Source organism: Megasphaera coli, from assembly GCF_900095855.1.
Taxonomy (GTDB): Bacteria; Bacillota; Negativicutes; order Veillonellales; family Megasphaeraceae; genus Megasphaera; species Megasphaera massiliensis_A.
In genome coordinates this window covers 333,299-349,393 of record NZ_FMIY01000002.1, presented here as the reverse complement: position 1 = coordinate 349,393, position 16,095 = coordinate 333,299, and the positions used below count along the sequence as shown (strand labels likewise).

15 protein-coding genes and 1 pseudogene are annotated in these 16,095 nt (G+C 48.9%); 4 read left to right on the top strand and 12 right to left on the bottom strand.

Annotated features, from left to right (window positions below; all coding sequences use genetic code 11):
• The first annotated feature begins 232 nt into the window (after positions 1-232).
• The gene (locus BQ2674_RS02075; protein WP_075572213.1) at positions 233-1,024 is read left to right on the top strand and encodes a class I SAM-dependent methyltransferase; all 792 of its coding nucleotides are present in this window, start codon (positions 233-235) and stop codon (positions 1,022-1,024) included.
• Positions 1,025-1,212: 188 nt separating this feature from the next.
• On the opposite strand, the gene BQ2674_RS02070 is transcribed toward BQ2674_RS02075, so the two are convergent.
• Both BQ2674_RS02070 and BQ2674_RS02065 read right to left on the bottom strand, forming a co-directional pair.
• Positions 1,213-2,106 carry a DUF1848 domain-containing protein gene (locus BQ2674_RS02070; protein WP_075572212.1) on the bottom strand — a complete coding sequence of 298 codons (894 nt, stop codon included), beginning with the start codon at positions 2,104-2,106 and terminating at the stop codon, positions 1,213-1,215.
• Between the two features lie 117 nt (positions 2,107-2,223).
• Entirely contained in the window at positions 2,224-3,087 is an 864-nt protein-coding gene (locus tag BQ2674_RS02065; RefSeq protein ID WP_075572211.1) for an MBL fold metallo-hydrolase, read from the bottom strand.
• A 348-nt stretch (positions 3,088-3,435) separates the two neighbouring features.
• Here BQ2674_RS02065 and BQ2674_RS02060 point away from each other — a divergent pair, with 348 nt between their 5' ends.
• The 3 genes from BQ2674_RS02060 to BQ2674_RS02050 all read left to right on the top strand — a co-directional run bounded on the left by BQ2674_RS02060 (position 3,436) and on the right by BQ2674_RS02050 (position 5,351).
• Positions 3,436-4,485 carry a Fic family protein gene (locus BQ2674_RS02060; protein ID WP_075572210.1) on the top strand — a complete coding sequence of 350 codons (1,050 nt, stop codon included), beginning with the start codon at positions 3,436-3,438 and terminating at the stop codon, positions 4,483-4,485.
• 238 nt (positions 4,486-4,723) lie between these two features.
• Positions 4,724-5,089, top strand: a complete 366-nt coding sequence (locus tag BQ2674_RS02055; protein ID WP_075572209.1) for a type II toxin-antitoxin system RelE/ParE family toxin — start codon at positions 4,724-4,726, stop codon at positions 5,087-5,089.
• Positions 5,076-5,351, top strand: coding sequence for a helix-turn-helix domain-containing protein (locus BQ2674_RS02050; protein WP_075572208.1), 276 nt, complete (start codon positions 5,076-5,078; stop codon positions 5,349-5,351). Before BQ2674_RS02055 ends, BQ2674_RS02050 begins: the two co-directional genes overlap by 14 nt.
• A 127-nt stretch (positions 5,352-5,478) precedes the next feature.
• Here the strand turns inward: BQ2674_RS02050 and tnpA are convergent.
• From tnpA to BQ2674_RS02000, 10 genes and pseudogenes are all read right to left on the bottom strand, one after another.
• A pseudogene (tnpA, locus tag BQ2674_RS02045) lies at positions 5,479-5,950 on the bottom strand (IS200/IS605 family transposase).
• A 463-nt stretch (positions 5,951-6,413) separates the two neighbouring features.
• A complete protein-coding gene (locus BQ2674_RS02040; RefSeq protein WP_075572207.1) occupies positions 6,414-7,856 on the bottom strand; it encodes an RNA-binding domain-containing protein in 1,443 nt (480 codons plus the stop codon).
• 22 nt (positions 7,857-7,878) lie between these two features.
• A complete protein-coding gene (locus BQ2674_RS02035) occupies positions 7,879-8,115 on the bottom strand; it encodes a hypothetical protein (protein ID WP_205407606.1) in 237 nt (78 codons plus the stop codon).
• On the bottom strand, positions 8,082-8,504 hold the full coding sequence (locus BQ2674_RS08565) for a DUF4357 domain-containing protein (protein WP_235828786.1): 423 nt from the start codon (positions 8,502-8,504) through the stop codon (positions 8,082-8,084). Before BQ2674_RS08565 ends, BQ2674_RS02035 begins: the two co-directional genes overlap by 34 nt.
• A gap of 406 nt (positions 8,505-8,910) precedes the next feature.
• Entirely contained in the window at positions 8,911-10,320 is a 1,410-nt protein-coding gene (rlmD, locus tag BQ2674_RS02025) for a 23S rRNA (uracil(1939)-C(5))-methyltransferase RlmD (protein WP_075572206.1), read from the bottom strand.
• 13 nt (positions 10,321-10,333) lie between these two features.
• Entirely contained in the window at positions 10,334-11,641 is a 1,308-nt protein-coding gene (locus BQ2674_RS02020; protein WP_075572205.1) for a thymidine phosphorylase, read from the bottom strand.
• Between the two features lie 4 nt (positions 11,642-11,645).
• Positions 11,646-12,824, bottom strand: coding sequence for a phosphopentomutase (locus BQ2674_RS02015; RefSeq protein WP_075572204.1), 1,179 nt, complete (start codon positions 12,822-12,824; stop codon positions 11,646-11,648).
• 20 nt (positions 12,825-12,844) lie between these two features.
• Positions 12,845-13,390 (bottom strand): NUDIX hydrolase, encoded by a 546-nt coding sequence (locus BQ2674_RS02010; protein WP_075572203.1) that lies wholly within the window; start codon positions 13,388-13,390, stop codon positions 12,845-12,847.
• Positions 13,391-13,461: 71 nt separating this feature from the next.
• Positions 13,462-13,908 (bottom strand): dUTP diphosphatase, encoded by a 447-nt coding sequence (dut, locus tag BQ2674_RS02005; RefSeq protein WP_075572202.1) that lies wholly within the window; start codon positions 13,906-13,908, stop codon positions 13,462-13,464.
• Between the two features lie 3 nt (positions 13,909-13,911).
• A complete protein-coding gene (locus BQ2674_RS02000) occupies positions 13,912-16,047 on the bottom strand; it encodes a polyribonucleotide nucleotidyltransferase (protein ID WP_075572201.1) in 2,136 nt (711 codons plus the stop codon).
• Positions 16,048-16,095 lie beyond the last annotated feature (48 nt).

The following is a 16,095-nucleotide window of genomic DNA, read 5'->3' as shown; positions in this document are numbered from 1 at the left end:
AATAAAGTTAATTACATTGTAGGGTTTTATAATATTATTGTAAATAAACAGATCTGACCAGTTTATCAACATGCCCCCGAACAATGCGGCAACACGAATACCGTTTCTTTAGTTACTTTATAAGTTATTAGATAAATGATAATTATTTCCAACTATAAATATATGATGTATAATCATATTAACCTAAAATCATATTATTTATTTTAGTGTATTGAAGAAAGGAGGAACTGAAATGCTTCCCGATTATAAAAACTGGATGCCCATGAAATTGATCAAAGGACTGTTTTTGTGCACGGTTGTCCTGTTCGTTCTCCTCTTATACATATATAACGGTACCGCCCTTGCCGGCTCCTATCGCTACGCGGCTACAGGAATCTGCGCCGTCCTCTTTCTTATTGCCGGTACAGCTTTTTGCTGGGCAGTCCTGGCTCGCCGCGCATTTTCCTACAGCGGGGACCGGCAGCTGATGAAACGTACTGTCGAAGGCATTGCCGCATATGTGCAGATCCCTGCAGGCGGAACGGGGCTTGACGTAGGCTGCGGCAGCGGAGCGCTGACCATTGCCTGCGCTAAAAGAAATCCGCAGGGTCACATGGTCGGTGTAGATATATGGGGCTGGCCGTACAGCGGCTCCTTTTCCAAAGATCTGTGTGAGGAAAATGCCCGTGCCGAAGGAACCGCGAATGTCCGTTTTCAGCAGGGAGATGCAAAAAAGCTCCCCTTTCCGGACGAAACCTTCGATGTAGTGGTCAGTAACTACGTGTATCACGATATTTACGGTACAAACAGGCGGGAACTGCTGAAAGAAACGCTGCGGGTCCTGAAAAAAGGCGGCACCTTCGCAATCCACGATCTCATGTCGTCAAGCCTCTACGGGAATATGGAAGAATTTACGGAAGAACTGCGCCGGGACGGCTATGAACACGTAGAATGCCGAAATACGGCAAACGGACTGTTTGCAAAGCGCCGGGAAGCCGTCCTGCTGCGGTTAGGAGATTCGACACTGCTGATAGGAAAAAAGTAAACTAAAATCTCCGTCACGACATTCCTATCTCCATCATTTGGCAGTAAAATGCCGGTTATAGGACATTTCGTGTTGGTATTAGAGGCCATGAAACCGGTTAATAACCGGTTTCATGGCCTCTTAAACTTATTTCAACCCATTTTGAGTATGGACAAAACGTGTTGGTCGTGGACATTTATTCGTATGTTCTAATGTTCCGTGATTTTCTCATCGCCCAGCAGCTTGCCGGTAAGACACGATGAACCTTTCTCATGCCGAGCGAATCCGAACCGGGCCTTTTCCGGGCCGGCATTAGCATAGCAATAACGACAGCCGTGGATGCAGGTGTCGTATTGCCCGATGTCGAAACTCTCCACGCAGTTGCAGAGCGGCCTTTGACTCTTTGCCTTGCCGATGCGGATAGGCTTACCCGTGATACGCTCCACCAGTTCGCCGTCAATGCAAGCCCCATGCGTTATGCCGTATTGCTCCAAATCAATGGCCTCGGAGCAGGTTTGGAGAGTCACTCCGCTGTCCCTCGCAATGCCGGAAAGTCCTGCCGCCAACTCATGCATCTCATCCTCGGTCAATTCCCGAAGATTCAGCCCTTGCGTATTTTTCTCGGCCTTGGCATACATATCGATGAAACTGATAACGCATCGCTCCACGGATGGAGCAAGCTGTGCCAAGCTGCACTTGAACCATTCAAGATGAGAGGAAATCGTGTAATGCCGACTCAGCAGCATAGGGTCGTACCGCCAAACCACTCGCTGCCTCCCGATGACAGAGGACAATTCTTGCACGGCTTTGATGATGGCCGCCTTGGGTCGAAGGTTCATCTCCACATCAGAGCCATAGGGTGTGATGGAAATTTGTACATAATAGGGGTATGAGTCCAATCTATCCAGCTTCCCAAGCATAGGCGCAGGATCTTTTGTCCAGAACACGATGCAGTCCACGGCTTGAGGGGCGAGTGATATACGGCTCACTTGTCGACGGTTGAATGGATTGACCACGTCCACAAATCCTGCCTGCAGGCGGTTGAGAAACCAGTCAAAGTAGAACGCCGGGATATCCGTTCGGCGGCTTGCGCTGATAATCATGGCACAACCTCCTCTTCATACTCACGCCACTTAAAAATGATTTTCCAAATTTCACACGGCCCTTTTCAAGCATTCCGTCCGGCGTTAATTTCTTCTCCATAAATCAAATATGTATGCCTAATACTTATCAAGTAAAATTTTTCTTGCATTTTCTTCCGTATCATCTCTTTCGTCATAACCATCATAAGGTGCTTTACGATCGTGAACTTTAGGTTTTCTTCTGAAAGCATTACAAATTTCGTCTGTGTGAGCGAAAGCAAAGTCCGGATTATCACTCCAACCGGTATGCCCCGTGATGATTTTGAGTTTGAGTTTTCTCTCTCTGAGTATTTTTTCCAGCTTTTTAAGTGCCTTTATTTGCAGTTTGCTGTCCTCCGCAAGAATATTTAAAAATGCGTAACCGCCGTCTGCACCAAACCAAATAGTATCTCCTGTAAAAAGATATTCGTCGTCAATTAAATAAACAAGATGTCCCCATGTATGTCCTTGCACAAGAAAAGCCTCTATCTTGATATTGCCGATATAAAAGACTTGTCCGTCGTCTATTAAGACTTTTTCATTGTCAATATAAACCTGCGGCAGTTTATAAAGTCCCCACAAGACCTTACGACGTTTACGGCCTTCTAAATACTCATTTTCAATTCTTCCTATATATATTGTTGCTTGACTGAATAATCCGTCGCTGTCTTTTTCAACGGCTCCGACATGGTCTGTGTCTTGATGCGTAATTAAAATATCTTTTATATCTTTCGGATTGATATCAAGCCACTGCATCTTTTCTGCAAGTCTGTCATAGTTATACCCTGCATCAATCATAATGGTTTGATTGTCTTTTGTATAAAAGTAAATATTAGCTACATATTCTCTGATGCAGCCTACCCTTTTATCAATAAAACCCGTATTTAAAGGTTTGAATATTTCTTTTCCCCGAAACATAAAAGACATAAATCTTTCTTGATCTTTCGAATCCTTTTTTGACATGATAAACCCCTTTAAATCATAAAACCTAATTCTTTCTCAGTTCCCCTTTGCACCGGTAAAAACATGCTGCTACGAATATGGGCGGCTCTCCGAAACTCTCACAAGCTCCCCAATTACCTTTAACTATCGTTCCTTGTGACTATATTATACTACCACCATTCGGGCTTATAAATAACAAAATATGTGCCTTGCGAAAGTATCCATGGTAAACTGCACTGGCAATCAGAACCAGGTTATGTAAGATAATTTAAAACAAAGTATAAACTAAAATCTCCGTCACAACATTGTTATCTCCATCATTTAATAGTAAAATGACGGAGATAGATGTAAAATGAAGGAGATTTTCTTATGCGGACATTTGATTATACTAAAACGGCACCGTCCCTGTTGACGCCTGAAATCATCGGCCTTATTACGGCAATTCACGAGCATAAAGGACGCCAGGATTTATTTTTGGAAACAGGCCCGAACGAGCTGAATACACTTACGGAAGTCGCTATAATTCAAAGCACGGGAGCTTCTAACCGCATTGAAGGTATATTTACGAGCGATAAGCGCCTTAAAGAATTGGTCAGCCGAAAAATTGAGCCCCATAATCGTTCCGAACAGGAAATCGCCGGGTATCGTGCAGTCCTGGCTACGATTCACGAAAACTACGAATACATCTTCCCGAGCGCCAATTTACTCTTACAGCTTCATCGGGATTTATATTCCTATTCCACCGGCGCTGTCGGCGGTAATTATAAAAACGCCGACAACGTCATTACCGAAACGGATGAAAAAGGGCACCGCAAAGCACGATTTATTCCCGTTCCCGCCTTTCAAACGGCAGAAGCCGTAGATATCCTGTGTAATAACTTTAACTGTACTTGGAATAACGGGAAAATAGACAAATTACTCCTCATTCCCATGTTCATTTTGGATTTCCTATGTATTCATCCGTTCAATGACGGAAACGGCCGTATGAGTCGTCTGCTGACGCTGTTATTGCTATACAAAGCAGGCTATCAGGTAGGTAAATACATCAGTATAGAAATGCTCATTGAAAAAACAAAGGAAACCTATCATGAAGCACTGCAAGTAAGCTCTGTCCGTTGGCATGATACAGACAATACGTATGAGCCCTTTGTAAAATATTACCTGGGCATTATCAACAAAGCTTATGCTGAATTTGAAGACCGCATCCGCCACGTCAGGACAAAAAAAACATCCAAACCCGAGCGCATTAAAGACCTTATTTCGGGGCGAGTAGGCCAAATTACGAAAAAAGAAATTATGGAACTTTGCCCGGATATCAGCAAGGTTACAATCGAACGAACGTTGACACGACTGGTCAAAGAAGGATACATTATCAAAACAGGTGCCGGCCCGGCAACTGCCTATGTCCGCAAAAACTGACACAAAAAACTCCTTCAGACTCCCATCATCAACGTATAAAAACGATGAAACAGATCAACGACATTCTTTCTACCTATTATATAGGCATCCGCACAGAATCACCGACTGTCTCAGGACTTCGCCTAAGGAAATAAGTCCTAAATCCGATCATCTCAACCCTTATACAAGACTTCCCAATACCCGTTTTGGTTTGTCCCGTCTTGAAGAAAAGAACAATATATGCTATCATGTAAATACAATGAAGATACCTAAATTTGAGTTTTACACTCGGTTAAATGGGCACACCGAGTTCATAGAATTTTTACAAACCATACCAATTAAAGACAAGCAAAAATTACTTGCAACCATTGCCGCTATACAAAAGCATGGGCTTTTAGTCGCTCAACGTATGGAATGGGTGAAAAAACTAGATAATGACATCTTTGAAATCCGCTCAAAAGTTGCTTCCAATATCCAAAGGGCACTTTATTTTCATGTTGTTAATGATCGCTACATCATCACTCATGGCTTTACAAAGAAAACACAAAAAACACCTCAACGAGAAATAGACCACGCCAAGGAATTAAAGAAAGAATTTGAGGACAACAATCATGACAACGATTAAATTTGATGATTTCTTAAAAACTGAACTCACAGACGATAATTTTAAAGAAGGCTATTTGACTGAGAAAGCTATTCTGGAAAGTGCCATTGCAGTCTATGATGCACGCCAGTCAGCAGGACTCACCCAAAGAGAATTGGCTTCTCTATCTCATGTCCCACAATCTACCATTGCTCGTATTGAGCGTGGACACAATACAAGTATTGAAACAATGAGCAAAATTGCACTTGCTCTGAATAAAAATCTGACTATCAGCTTTAGATGATAGTCAAAAGAGTCTCTCAATAACTATCCACCCGCATAACGGGTGGTTTTTCTGTTTCGGGCATAGCCCTAATAGTAAAGGCAGCGCACAAGTGCGCTTTTTATTGGTCTGCCGGCCACGCACGAGGTTACTTGCTACCCGTAAACGGGTCTTGCGGGTCAAATAAACTTAATTGGTCGCTCTCTTTATCTGCTTTCAACTGATTTTCTATATATTCTTTTATCGCTTTCGTATTTTTCCCTACCGTATCCACATAATATCCTTTGCACCGGAATCGCCTTATTCCGATACGCAAATTTCAGCTTCCCGAACCGTTGGAAGATCATCAAACTGCTTTTTCCTTTTAGAGATCCCATGAAACTTGATATACTCAATTTCGGTGGAATACTAACCAGTAGGTGGATGTGGTCCGGGCACACTTCTCCTTCTACAATGTCTACGCCTTTCCATTGGCATAATTGTCTAAGTATATCCCGGATAGCTCCTCTTTTTTCTGCATAGAATACTTTCCTCCTATACTTTGGCGCAAATACGATATGGTATTTACAATTCCATTTTGTATGTGCTAGACTAGTTCCAACATTAGATTGCTTTGTCATCTTAATGTCCTCCTCATGTCATAGTTTTGCGTAACCGGCAGGTCACGTCTTTATCCTATCACATGAGTTTTTTTGTTTTCCTCATCACTTAAGCTCTTTTGAACCACATGACTATCGCGTGGTTTTCGGATATTACAAGGAATTCCGGCGAATTGCTCATTCACATGGAATTCCTTGACTTTAGGCTTTAGGCTTTAAGCTATTTACACGGTTTCACTCCTTCACGCACACCAATACCGCCACGCTCTCCACGTGGCACAATTGCTCCAGATTGAAATATACCCCGTATGTAAACGGGAATTACTCAAAGGGCATTTTGACCCGAAAATCGCCATTTTCACGACCGCGCTCGTTAGCGGAAACAAGTCAACACCCTTGCTCCTACTTATTATATGCAATCCGGGCATATCGCCGATCGCCTCAAGACTTCGCTCCGTGGGAACAAGTCTGAAATCCCATCGCCTCAACCTTTATACAATACTTCCCAATAACCGCTCTGGCTTGTCCCATGACGCAGAATTACAGAATTCTTCTTAAGTTTGTTCATGTAATATTTCACGGTATTAATATCCCAGCCTAATTCACCCGCAAGCTTTGTTTGTGTATAGTCTGGATGCTTCAATAAGAGATTAACTAATGCCTTATCTTTTTCACTTAGCTCAGCTTGTGCAGCGCCTTGGGTAGTAGCTTGGGTAGCAACTTGGGTAGTCGGCCCGACCGTTGCTGTTGCAGCCTCGGAAAGAGGAATTACTATTGTAAAAACATCAGCCTCCGTAAAAACAGGCTCACCACCAGAATACATCTTCGTGTATTTATAGCTGTTTCGCATACCGCTGCCAAGCTCGTCAGCAAGTCCGATCTCTCTGAATACCTTTGCTATCGGCGGATTCTTTGCGAATGGCCTGAATGTTTTTAGATTCAGGTTTCCATGCCCATGCGCCAGATTAGCATTCTCCGTTATGATCCTATCCCGCTCAATGACAAGCTTCGGTACATATCCGCTGGAAAAATCACGATGCATGAGCAGGTTTGAGATGATTTCACGCAGGATTTTATCTCTGGCGCTTACCCGCTGTACACCATCCAGCGTGAACACGTCATTCAGATGCTTCTTCCCAAATTCCATCAGGCGATCATAGCTTTCAATCAGGTTTGTAATGATCACATCCCTGTCATCATAACGGTCAACATTGAACACTCTGAAAATAGCGTCTGTCTTATGCTGTGGCAACACAGACATAATTCGGTTATCCGTACCAAAGAGTAGAATTGCCGCAAGTGTGATGCCCTCTTTGTTCGTTTCCGGATCTTCAAGAATGAGTCCGCAGCTTCTGAGCATCTCCTCATCCGTCATATCAACCCACGGATGGTGCTCTATATTCACTCTCGTCATTCTCCTTGCCCGATCCATCAGATCGTGGCGAAGGCTGGAAACCGGGATGGCCGGGTAAACCTTATTCACGAAATAAGTGCTTTGTTTGCGGGCATAAAGATTAAAAATCATGTCCGCATTGTCTGTTATATCAATATCTGACTCATTACTGCGATCATAAATTCTGCCAGCATTGCGGTAGACGGTTTTTCCAACAGGAACATTGATGTAAAGAATAATATGCCCATCCACCTCATATTCCTCTGGTGTCAGATATAACGGCGGATAGATTTTGCTCTCGTTATTGATCGTGGTTACAAAGTTTTTCTTTATCTGCTCAACTCTGTCCTTGTCTATACCAAGAATAGATCCGTTGTCCTTCACGCCAAGAAAAATATGACCGCCATCCCGATTGAAAAAAGAGCAAACGGTATCATAGACATCTTTCGTAATGTCCGTAGTTGATTTTTTGAACTCGACTGTTAGTCCTTCGCCCTGACGAATCAAGCTTATCAATTTTTCAGGAAGCATCATAGAACTCACCCCTTTCAATTATTCACTTATCAATTCCATTAGGCAAAATAGAATCAACCTCGTTATCTTTAAAAGTCTGCTCTTCCTCCTCTTTTAATGCCTTCTGAGCAGCCTTGTAGCTTTTAGCATCCGTTGCGGGGTAATTATTATTGACTTCTGACACTTTCTTGCAAAGAATACCTCTTCTTTTCTGTATTTCATTATCTTCAAGCACTTCAAAATCAACTAATAATGAGTTTTTCCGTCTGCTGTCCGCCACGCATCCCAACCATTAAAACTTTTGCCGATAACGAAAGCTGCCGCCCCGGAAGGACTGCTAAAGAGAACATCTTCAAGTAGTACATGATTCGTATCCACCTTAGCACTTTGACGACGCTTTTTTATTCCCATTGAAACTGTACGGTCATCTGTAGGAGAAATTATACTGCCTTTCAGGACAACAAATCCTTCGCTCGTCTGCCTGCCTGCAGCACTTACAGTTACGCCATAATCTTTTACGGCTCGTTTCAGATATAGTTCAATTTCAGGCTGTTCCCTGACATCTGCCGTTGTCTGCTCGTTTGTAGTCGTCGCTTTAGTCAGCGGCACAAATACCTTGTGACCAAGTGTGCCCATGATGAGCTTTGCGTAATCAGCGAGTTCCTCCAACTCACTTTCTTTTTCCTCTGTAATATTGCCCGAGGTAGGGTCATTGCCGTTTTTGACCTTATATCGCTTTGCAACAAGAGCAAGATTACAGAAACGATTTTCAAGATAGCGTATCTCTGTAGGGCCGAACGAGTTATCGGAATGTATACAACAGATTCATCCGTTTGATCAGAAGTTCCCATGAGGAAATAAACACCGCTCTGCTTTAAATCATCTCGTTCTTTGCACCTGTCTAAAGCCGTGCGTGGTATCTTATAAGCGATACCGGTCCAGTTCACCAGAGTACACTTAATTCGTCCCGAAGCATCGCCGTCCATCAAGAACAGATTTATACTTTTGCCTCGCATCATTTATTTTCCTCCCTACTGTTTCTGTAAGGCGCCGCTCTTTCTACAACCATACTGAATCAAGCTTCATCACATTTTCTTATCTTCTGTCCCCGCACCAATACCGCCACGCTCTCCACGTGATGGGTCTGGCTGAACATATCTACGGGTTGGACTTTTATTGTTTTGTATCCTTGTTTATCCATATATGCCAGGTCTCTTGCCAGTGTTGCCGGGTTGCACGAGACGTAGACGACTCGTTTCGGTTTAACTCTTGCAACGGCATACAGTACTTTTTCTTCACAGCCCGCCCGCGGCGGATCGACTACAATGACGTCTGGCTTTACGCCGCTTCTCAGGAGTTCGGGCAGTTTGTATGCCGCATCGCCCAAAATGAACTGAGTATTGCGAATGCCGTTGTCTTTTGCGTTTTGTATGGCGTCCTTTATGGCCGGAGCGACAATTTCGATACCGTACGCTTCTTTTGCCTGCTGCGCCAAAAAGAGGGTAATCGTACCCGTACCGCAATAGACATCAATGACCGTTTCCTCTCCCTTTAAATCGGCAAAGGACAGCGCCGTTTCGTAAAGCTTCTGCGCCTGCTCGCTGTTTATTTGGAAAAAGGACTGTGCCGATATATGAAACTGCAGAGGGCCGATGGCGTCGTGAATGGTCGGACTGCCGAAAATGACTTTTGTCTTTTCTCCCAAGATGACGTTCGTATGCCGTTTGTTGACGTTCTGAACGACGCTTGCAAGGCCGGGCACCTTTTCTCTGAGGAGCCGGACCAGGTCTTTCATATGCGGCACCATGTCGACGGCCGTGACGAGACAGACCATGACTTCGCCGGAATGCACGCCGACGCGTCCCATAATGTGCCGCATGATGCCCGTCCCTCTGTCCTCGTCATAAGCCGGAATCTTATACTCCCGCATCCAATCGCGCACGACGGGAATAATCAGGTTATTTCCGTCTTTTTGAATGGGACATCGCTCGATGTCGATAACGCGGTGCGACTTTTCGGCAAAGCAGCCGATATGCGGCTCATGCTTTTTCTTTCCCGCCGCTACGGGAAGCTGCATCTTGTTGCGGTACGACATGGGATCGTCCGCACCGATCGTCGGCAAGACGGGAACTTCCGGCAAATGGCCGATCCGTTCGAGCGCATCCTTCACTTGCCGCCGTTTTTCCCGCAGCTGCCCTTCATAGGAAAGGTGCTGAAGCCGGCAGCCGCCGCACTCACCATAAACGGGACAGGCCGGCTTCGTTCTGTCCGGCGAGGGCTGTACAATTCTCACAAGCTGCGCCGCGGCATACTGCTTTTTAACGATTTCCGCACGGCCTTCCACAGTCTCTCCCGGCAGGGCGCCGGGCACGAAGACCGTGAAGTTTTCCACGCGGCCCACGCCTTCCCCGTTCGTACCGAGACGCAGTATATCTATCGTATATGTTCGTCCCTTTACAACGGGGACGGTCGTTTCCTTCTTCATGCTTTCCCCCGAATCATTCCGTAATGACTGCCGCTACGACCGGCTCCCGCTCCGGCGGCAGCTCGTCCGCCGTTTCAAAGCAGGCAAGGCAGCGTCTGCCCAAGACATCCCCGTCGGCGTTCTCTTTAAGATATAGCGTACAAAGCGGCTCGCCTGCCGCTACGGAATCATACAATTCTTTATGCAGCGCTATACCGACATGACGGTCGACGGTGTCTTCCTTCCTTGCCCTGCCGGCACCGCTCTCCATGGCGATACGGCCCATTTCTCCGCCCTGAACGGCCGTAATATACCCGCTCGCTTCGGCCCGCACGGTATGTATTTTTTCGGCCCGTGTCAACGGATGCACGCCGATCCATGCCGTATCGCCGCCTTGAGCCGCCACGAATCGGCGGAATTTCTCAAGTCCGGCGCCGTTTTTGACAAGGCGGTCCAAAACGGTCTTCCCGGCAGTGACGGAGGCCGCTTTTCCCGCCGCCATAAGCATCTGTGCCCCAATCTCCGGCACGACTTCCATGAGCCGTCTGCCGCCCCTGCCGGACAGCGCCGCCACGGCTTCATCCACCTCGAGGCTGTTGCCGATTGCCATGCCGAGAGGCGCGTTCATCGACGTAATGACGGCTATCGTCGGCCGCCCCGCCGCCTTGCCTATCCGGACCATCGTCTGCGCCAGTTCCTTTGCCTTCTCAACCGTCTTCATGAAGGCGCCGTCACCGTATTTCACGTCGAGGATGATGGCATCCGCCCCGGCAGCGAGCTTCTTGCTCATGATGGATGCGGCGATGAGGGGGATGCTTTCGATCGTTCCCGTCGCATCGCGCAGAGCGTACAGCAGCTTGTCCGCCGGCGCCAGATCCGCCGACTGGCCGATAACGGCTATGCCGAGGTCGTTTACCTGTCGAAAAAATTCATCCTTGCCGAGAACCGTGCGGAAGCCCGGAATCGATTCGAGCTTGTCTATCGTGCCGCCCGTAAAACCGAGGCCGCGGCCGCTCATCTTGGCGACCTTCACGCCTGCCGCCGCAACAAGAGGAGCCACGACGAGTGTCGTCGTATCGGCAATGCCGCCGGTACTGTGTTTGTCCACCTTGATCCCGCCGACAGGCGACAAATCTACCGTGTCTCCCGACTCGGCCATAGCCCGCGTAAGGGCCGCCGTTTCCGCATCGTTCATCCCCCGCAGATAAACGGCCATGAGCCATGCTGCCGCCTGGTAGTCGGCAATACGGCCGCACGTATAATCATTGATAAAACGAAAAATCGCTTCAGCCGGTAAAACCTTACCGTCTCTCTTTGCTTCTATACAATCAACGGGCCACATCATATCACCTGAGTTCCGGTAAAAAGGACCTGCCGAAAGCAAGCCGCCCTGCATCAAAATTATCCATTATCGTCTGTCCCAGATCGGCATAGGTTGACCGCGTGCCCAGATCAATGCTTTCGTGGAGGCCCGGGCTGTATACCAGAAGAGGCACCTCTTCACGCGTATGGTCCGACCCCTTTGCCGTCGGGTCGTTGCCGTGGTCGGCCGTGATCATGAGGAGCTCATCGGCCTGCAATTCTTCCAACAGCCCGCCCAGCATCCTGTCGAAATCCTCCAGGCACCGCGCATATCCCTGCGGGTCGCGGCGGTGGCCGTACATACTGTCGAAGTCGACGAAATTCGCCATGATCAGACCATCCCCGTCACGATGAACGGCAAGCTGCTTCATCAGCATCGCCATATCTTCGGCATTATCGGCCGTATGACAGCTTTCGGTCAGGCCGATGCGGGCATATATGTCGCCGATCTTACCGATGCCGACGACGTCAAGGCCCCTTTCCTTCAAGTACGAAAAGACCATCTTCCGCTTCGGCATGCGGCTGTAATCCTTGCGGTCACCCGTACGTACAAAATGCCCCGGTGTGCCGATGAAGGGCCGTGCAATAATCCGTCCCACCTCGTACGTACCGACGCAGACTTCCCTGCGCGTAATCTCGCAGATACGGTAGAGTTCCTCCAAGGGAAGGACGTCCGTATGGGCGGCGATCTGAAAGACGCTGTCTGCCGACGTGTAGACGACGGGCAGCTTCGTGCGTATGTGTTCCGGTCCCAGCCGCTCGATGATCTCCGTCCCCGAGGCCACTTCATTTCCTAAATAACCGTATCCCGTTTTCGCCGTAAAAGCCTGCATAAGCTCCTGCGGGAAAGCTTCCGGAAATACGGGGAAGGGATTCTCCACGGGATTGCCCATGAACTCCCAATGGCCGCTCGTCGTGTCCTTGCCGGCCGAAATTTCCCGCATCCTGCCGTATGAGCCGACGACATCCGTCGGAACGGCATGAATATGAGCGGCCTCGCCCAAGCCGAGGCGGCGCAAATTGGGCAGGCGCAGACCGCCCGATACGGCTCCGTCTATATGGCCGAGCGTATCCGCCCCCGCGTCTCCGAAAGCTGCCGCGTCAGGCGCGCTGCCGGCGCCGACACTGTCCATGACGATGACGATAATCCGTTTGAATCTCATTGTGCCGCCTCCTCTCTTTCCTATAAGCCGGGCAAATATTTACGCGCCTTTTGAAAGCAGGCGATCGTCTTGGCATCGACGATGACATTGTCGTCTATCATCGCTTCCACTTCCTGCGGCGTATACGTTTCGACATTCATAAATTCATCTTCGTCGAGATGCTGCGTTCCCTTTTTTAAATTCTTTGCCAAATACAGGTAGATCCGCTCATTGCAAAATCCCGGCGATGTATAGTTGTAACCGAGAGGTATGAGCTCTCCCGTCACGCCCGCTTCCTCTTCGAGCTCCCGTGCCGCGCAGACGTCGGGACTTTCCCCGTCCGCATCAATTTTCCCTGCCGGTATTTCCAGCATGACTTCATCCGGCGCGTAACGGTACTGCCGCACGAGAATAAGCTTGCCCTCAGCGGTCAGCGGCAAAATCGCACAGGCACCCTTGTGCCACACCACCTCGCGCGTCGACGTCCGTTCCGTATCGTTAATGCGTACCGTATCGACAGTGACATGGAGTATATGGCCGTTCATAATTTCGCGGCGGTCAATCATTTTTTCCGTGCTGATGCTCATCTTGTCTCTCCCCTCAATAAAAAAAGGCACTCATACCAGTATTATACTGTAGAGTACCTTTTTTCGCCATCCTATTTCCCCGTACTGCCGATGCCGCCCGTACGGATTCCGTCCGCCTCGTCGGCGTCGACGGTCAAGTATTTCTGAAAAATCCCCTGGCCGATGCGTTCACCTTTTTCCACATGATAGGCCGTATCGGCCGTATTGTAGTAGGCAATCATGATATGGCCTTCGTTATCGGGATTATTGTAGTAATCGCTGTCGATGATACCCGTACTGTTAGCCAGCATAAGACCTTTCTTAAAAGCCAGGCCGGAACGGATAAAGATCGACAGGTATTCATCTTCTCCCATATACGCCTTGAGACCCGTCGGCACGACGGTAACGGCATGAGGCACCAAATCAACGGCTGCCGCCGCTTCCAAATCGTAGCCGGCGCTGGCCTTCGTCTTCCGCTGCGGCAGGGTAATTCCCTTATTCGCATAAGCCGTAACAATTTCAAATCCGCGCTGCTTCATGGCCTATCTCCGTCTGTCGTTACGGCCGCCGCGGCCGCGGCCCCTGCCGCCGTCGTCACCGCCGCCGAGAAGTGCCTTGCGCGACAGATTGACGCGTCCCTGATTGTCGATTTCAACGCACTTGACCATGATTTCGTCGCCTACGTTTACGACATCTTCCACCTTTTCCACCCGTTCCAAGGCGAGCTGGGAAATGTGGACGAGCCCTTCCTTCCCGGGCAGCACTTCAACGAAAGCGCCGAAGCTCATGAGGCGTGTAACCTTGCCGAGGTACGTTTCACCCACTTCCACATCTTTTGTCAGATGTTCTATCCATTCTTTTGCTTTTACGCCGCCTTCGCCGTCGACGGAGGCGATGTATACGAGACCGCTGTCGTCAATATCGATCTTCGTACCCGTTTCTTCCGTAATCTGCTTGATCATCTTGCCGCCCGGCCCGATGACATCGCGAATCTTGTCGGGATCGATATGCAGCGTAATAATACGCGGTGCATATGGCGAAAGCTCCGGACGCGGCTCACTGATGGCAGCCATCATCTTGTCCATGATGTGGAGGCGGCCTTCGTGTGCCTGCTTGAGGGCCGTATCGAGAATTTCCCGGCTCAGGCCCTTGATCTTGATATCCATCTGAATAGCCGTGACGCCCTTTGCCGTGCCGGCAACCTTGAAGTCCATGTCGCCGAGAGCGTCTTCCATGCCCTGTATATCCGTCAAAATCGTAAAATCGTCGTCCTTCGTAACAAGGCCCATGGCAACGCCCGCAACGGGAGCCTTAATGGGAACGCCCGCGTCCATCAGGGCAAGAGTGCTGCCACAGACACTGGCCATGGAGCTGGAGCCGTTCGATTCGAGCACTTCCGAGACGACGCGAATTGCGTAGGGGAAAGCTTCTTCTTCGGGCAAAACTTGAGTGAGTGCCCGTTCGGCCAATTTGCCGTGACCGATTTCACGGCGGCCCGGACCGCGGGAAGAGCGCGTTTCGCCGACGCTGAAGGAGGGGAAATTGTAGTGGTGCATGTAGCGCCGTTCCGTTTCCAGGCTGACGCCGTCGATATGCTGCGCTTCCGACAAGGGTGCAAGGGTTGCAAAGCTCAATACCTGCGTCTGGCCGCGCGTGAAGAGCCCTGTACCGTGCGTACGCTTGAAGAGACCCACTTCGCAGGCGACGGGACGTACTTCATTGACCTTACGGCCGTCGGGACGAATCTTGTCAACTGCAATCATCCGGCGGACGATTTCTTTGATCATCTTCTGTGTAATGGCGGCTACGTCGGCCTGATTGTCCGGATAAATATCGGCGAAGTGTTCGTAAATGTCCGCATCGACGGCGTCCATTTTTTCTTCGCGCACGAGCTTATCCGCTTCAAAGACGGCTTCCTTCATGCGCGCTTCACCGTATGCATGAACGGCTGCCACAATGTCCGCAGGCGGTTCCTTTTCAACAAATTCCTGCTTGGGCACGCTGATTTCGTCGAGGAAGGACAACTGGAATTCAACGACCTTGCGAATTTCTTCGTGTGCAACCATGATGGCGTCGAGAATATCCGCTTCCGGAATTTCCTTGGCACCGCCTTCTACCATGAGGACGGCCTCCTTCGTGCCGGCTACGACAATATCCATGTCGCTCGCTTCGCTCTGCGCCACCGTCGGGTTGATAACGAGCTTGCCGTCTACGCGGCCGACGCGGACGCCGGCAATCGGGCCGGCAAAGGGAATATGAGACATGCAAAGAGAAACGGACGCGCCGATCATGGCGGCGATTTCCGGCGCATTGTCGTGATCCACGCAGAAATCATAGGCTACAACATGAACGTCATGGCGATAGGTCTTCGGGAAGAGCGGCCGAATGGGACGGTCAATAAGGCGCGCAAAGAGGGTTGCCGATTCGGGCGGCTTGCCTTCGCGCTTGATGAACCCGCCGGGAATTTTCCCGACAGAATATAATTTTTCCTCATAATCCACGGTGAGCGGGAAAAAGTCCGCGTCTTCCCTTGCTTCCTTCGAACCCGTAGCCGATACGAACACGGCCGTATCGCCGTAGCGCACCAGAGCGGCGCCGCTTGACTGCTTGGCCAACTTGCCCACTTCAATCGTCAGCGGCCGGCCGGCAAAATCCATTTGGAATTTCTTTTCTTCCATTCCGTCTCCTCCTTAATGCAGGTATACCTAAAAAAAGGCTGATGTGTC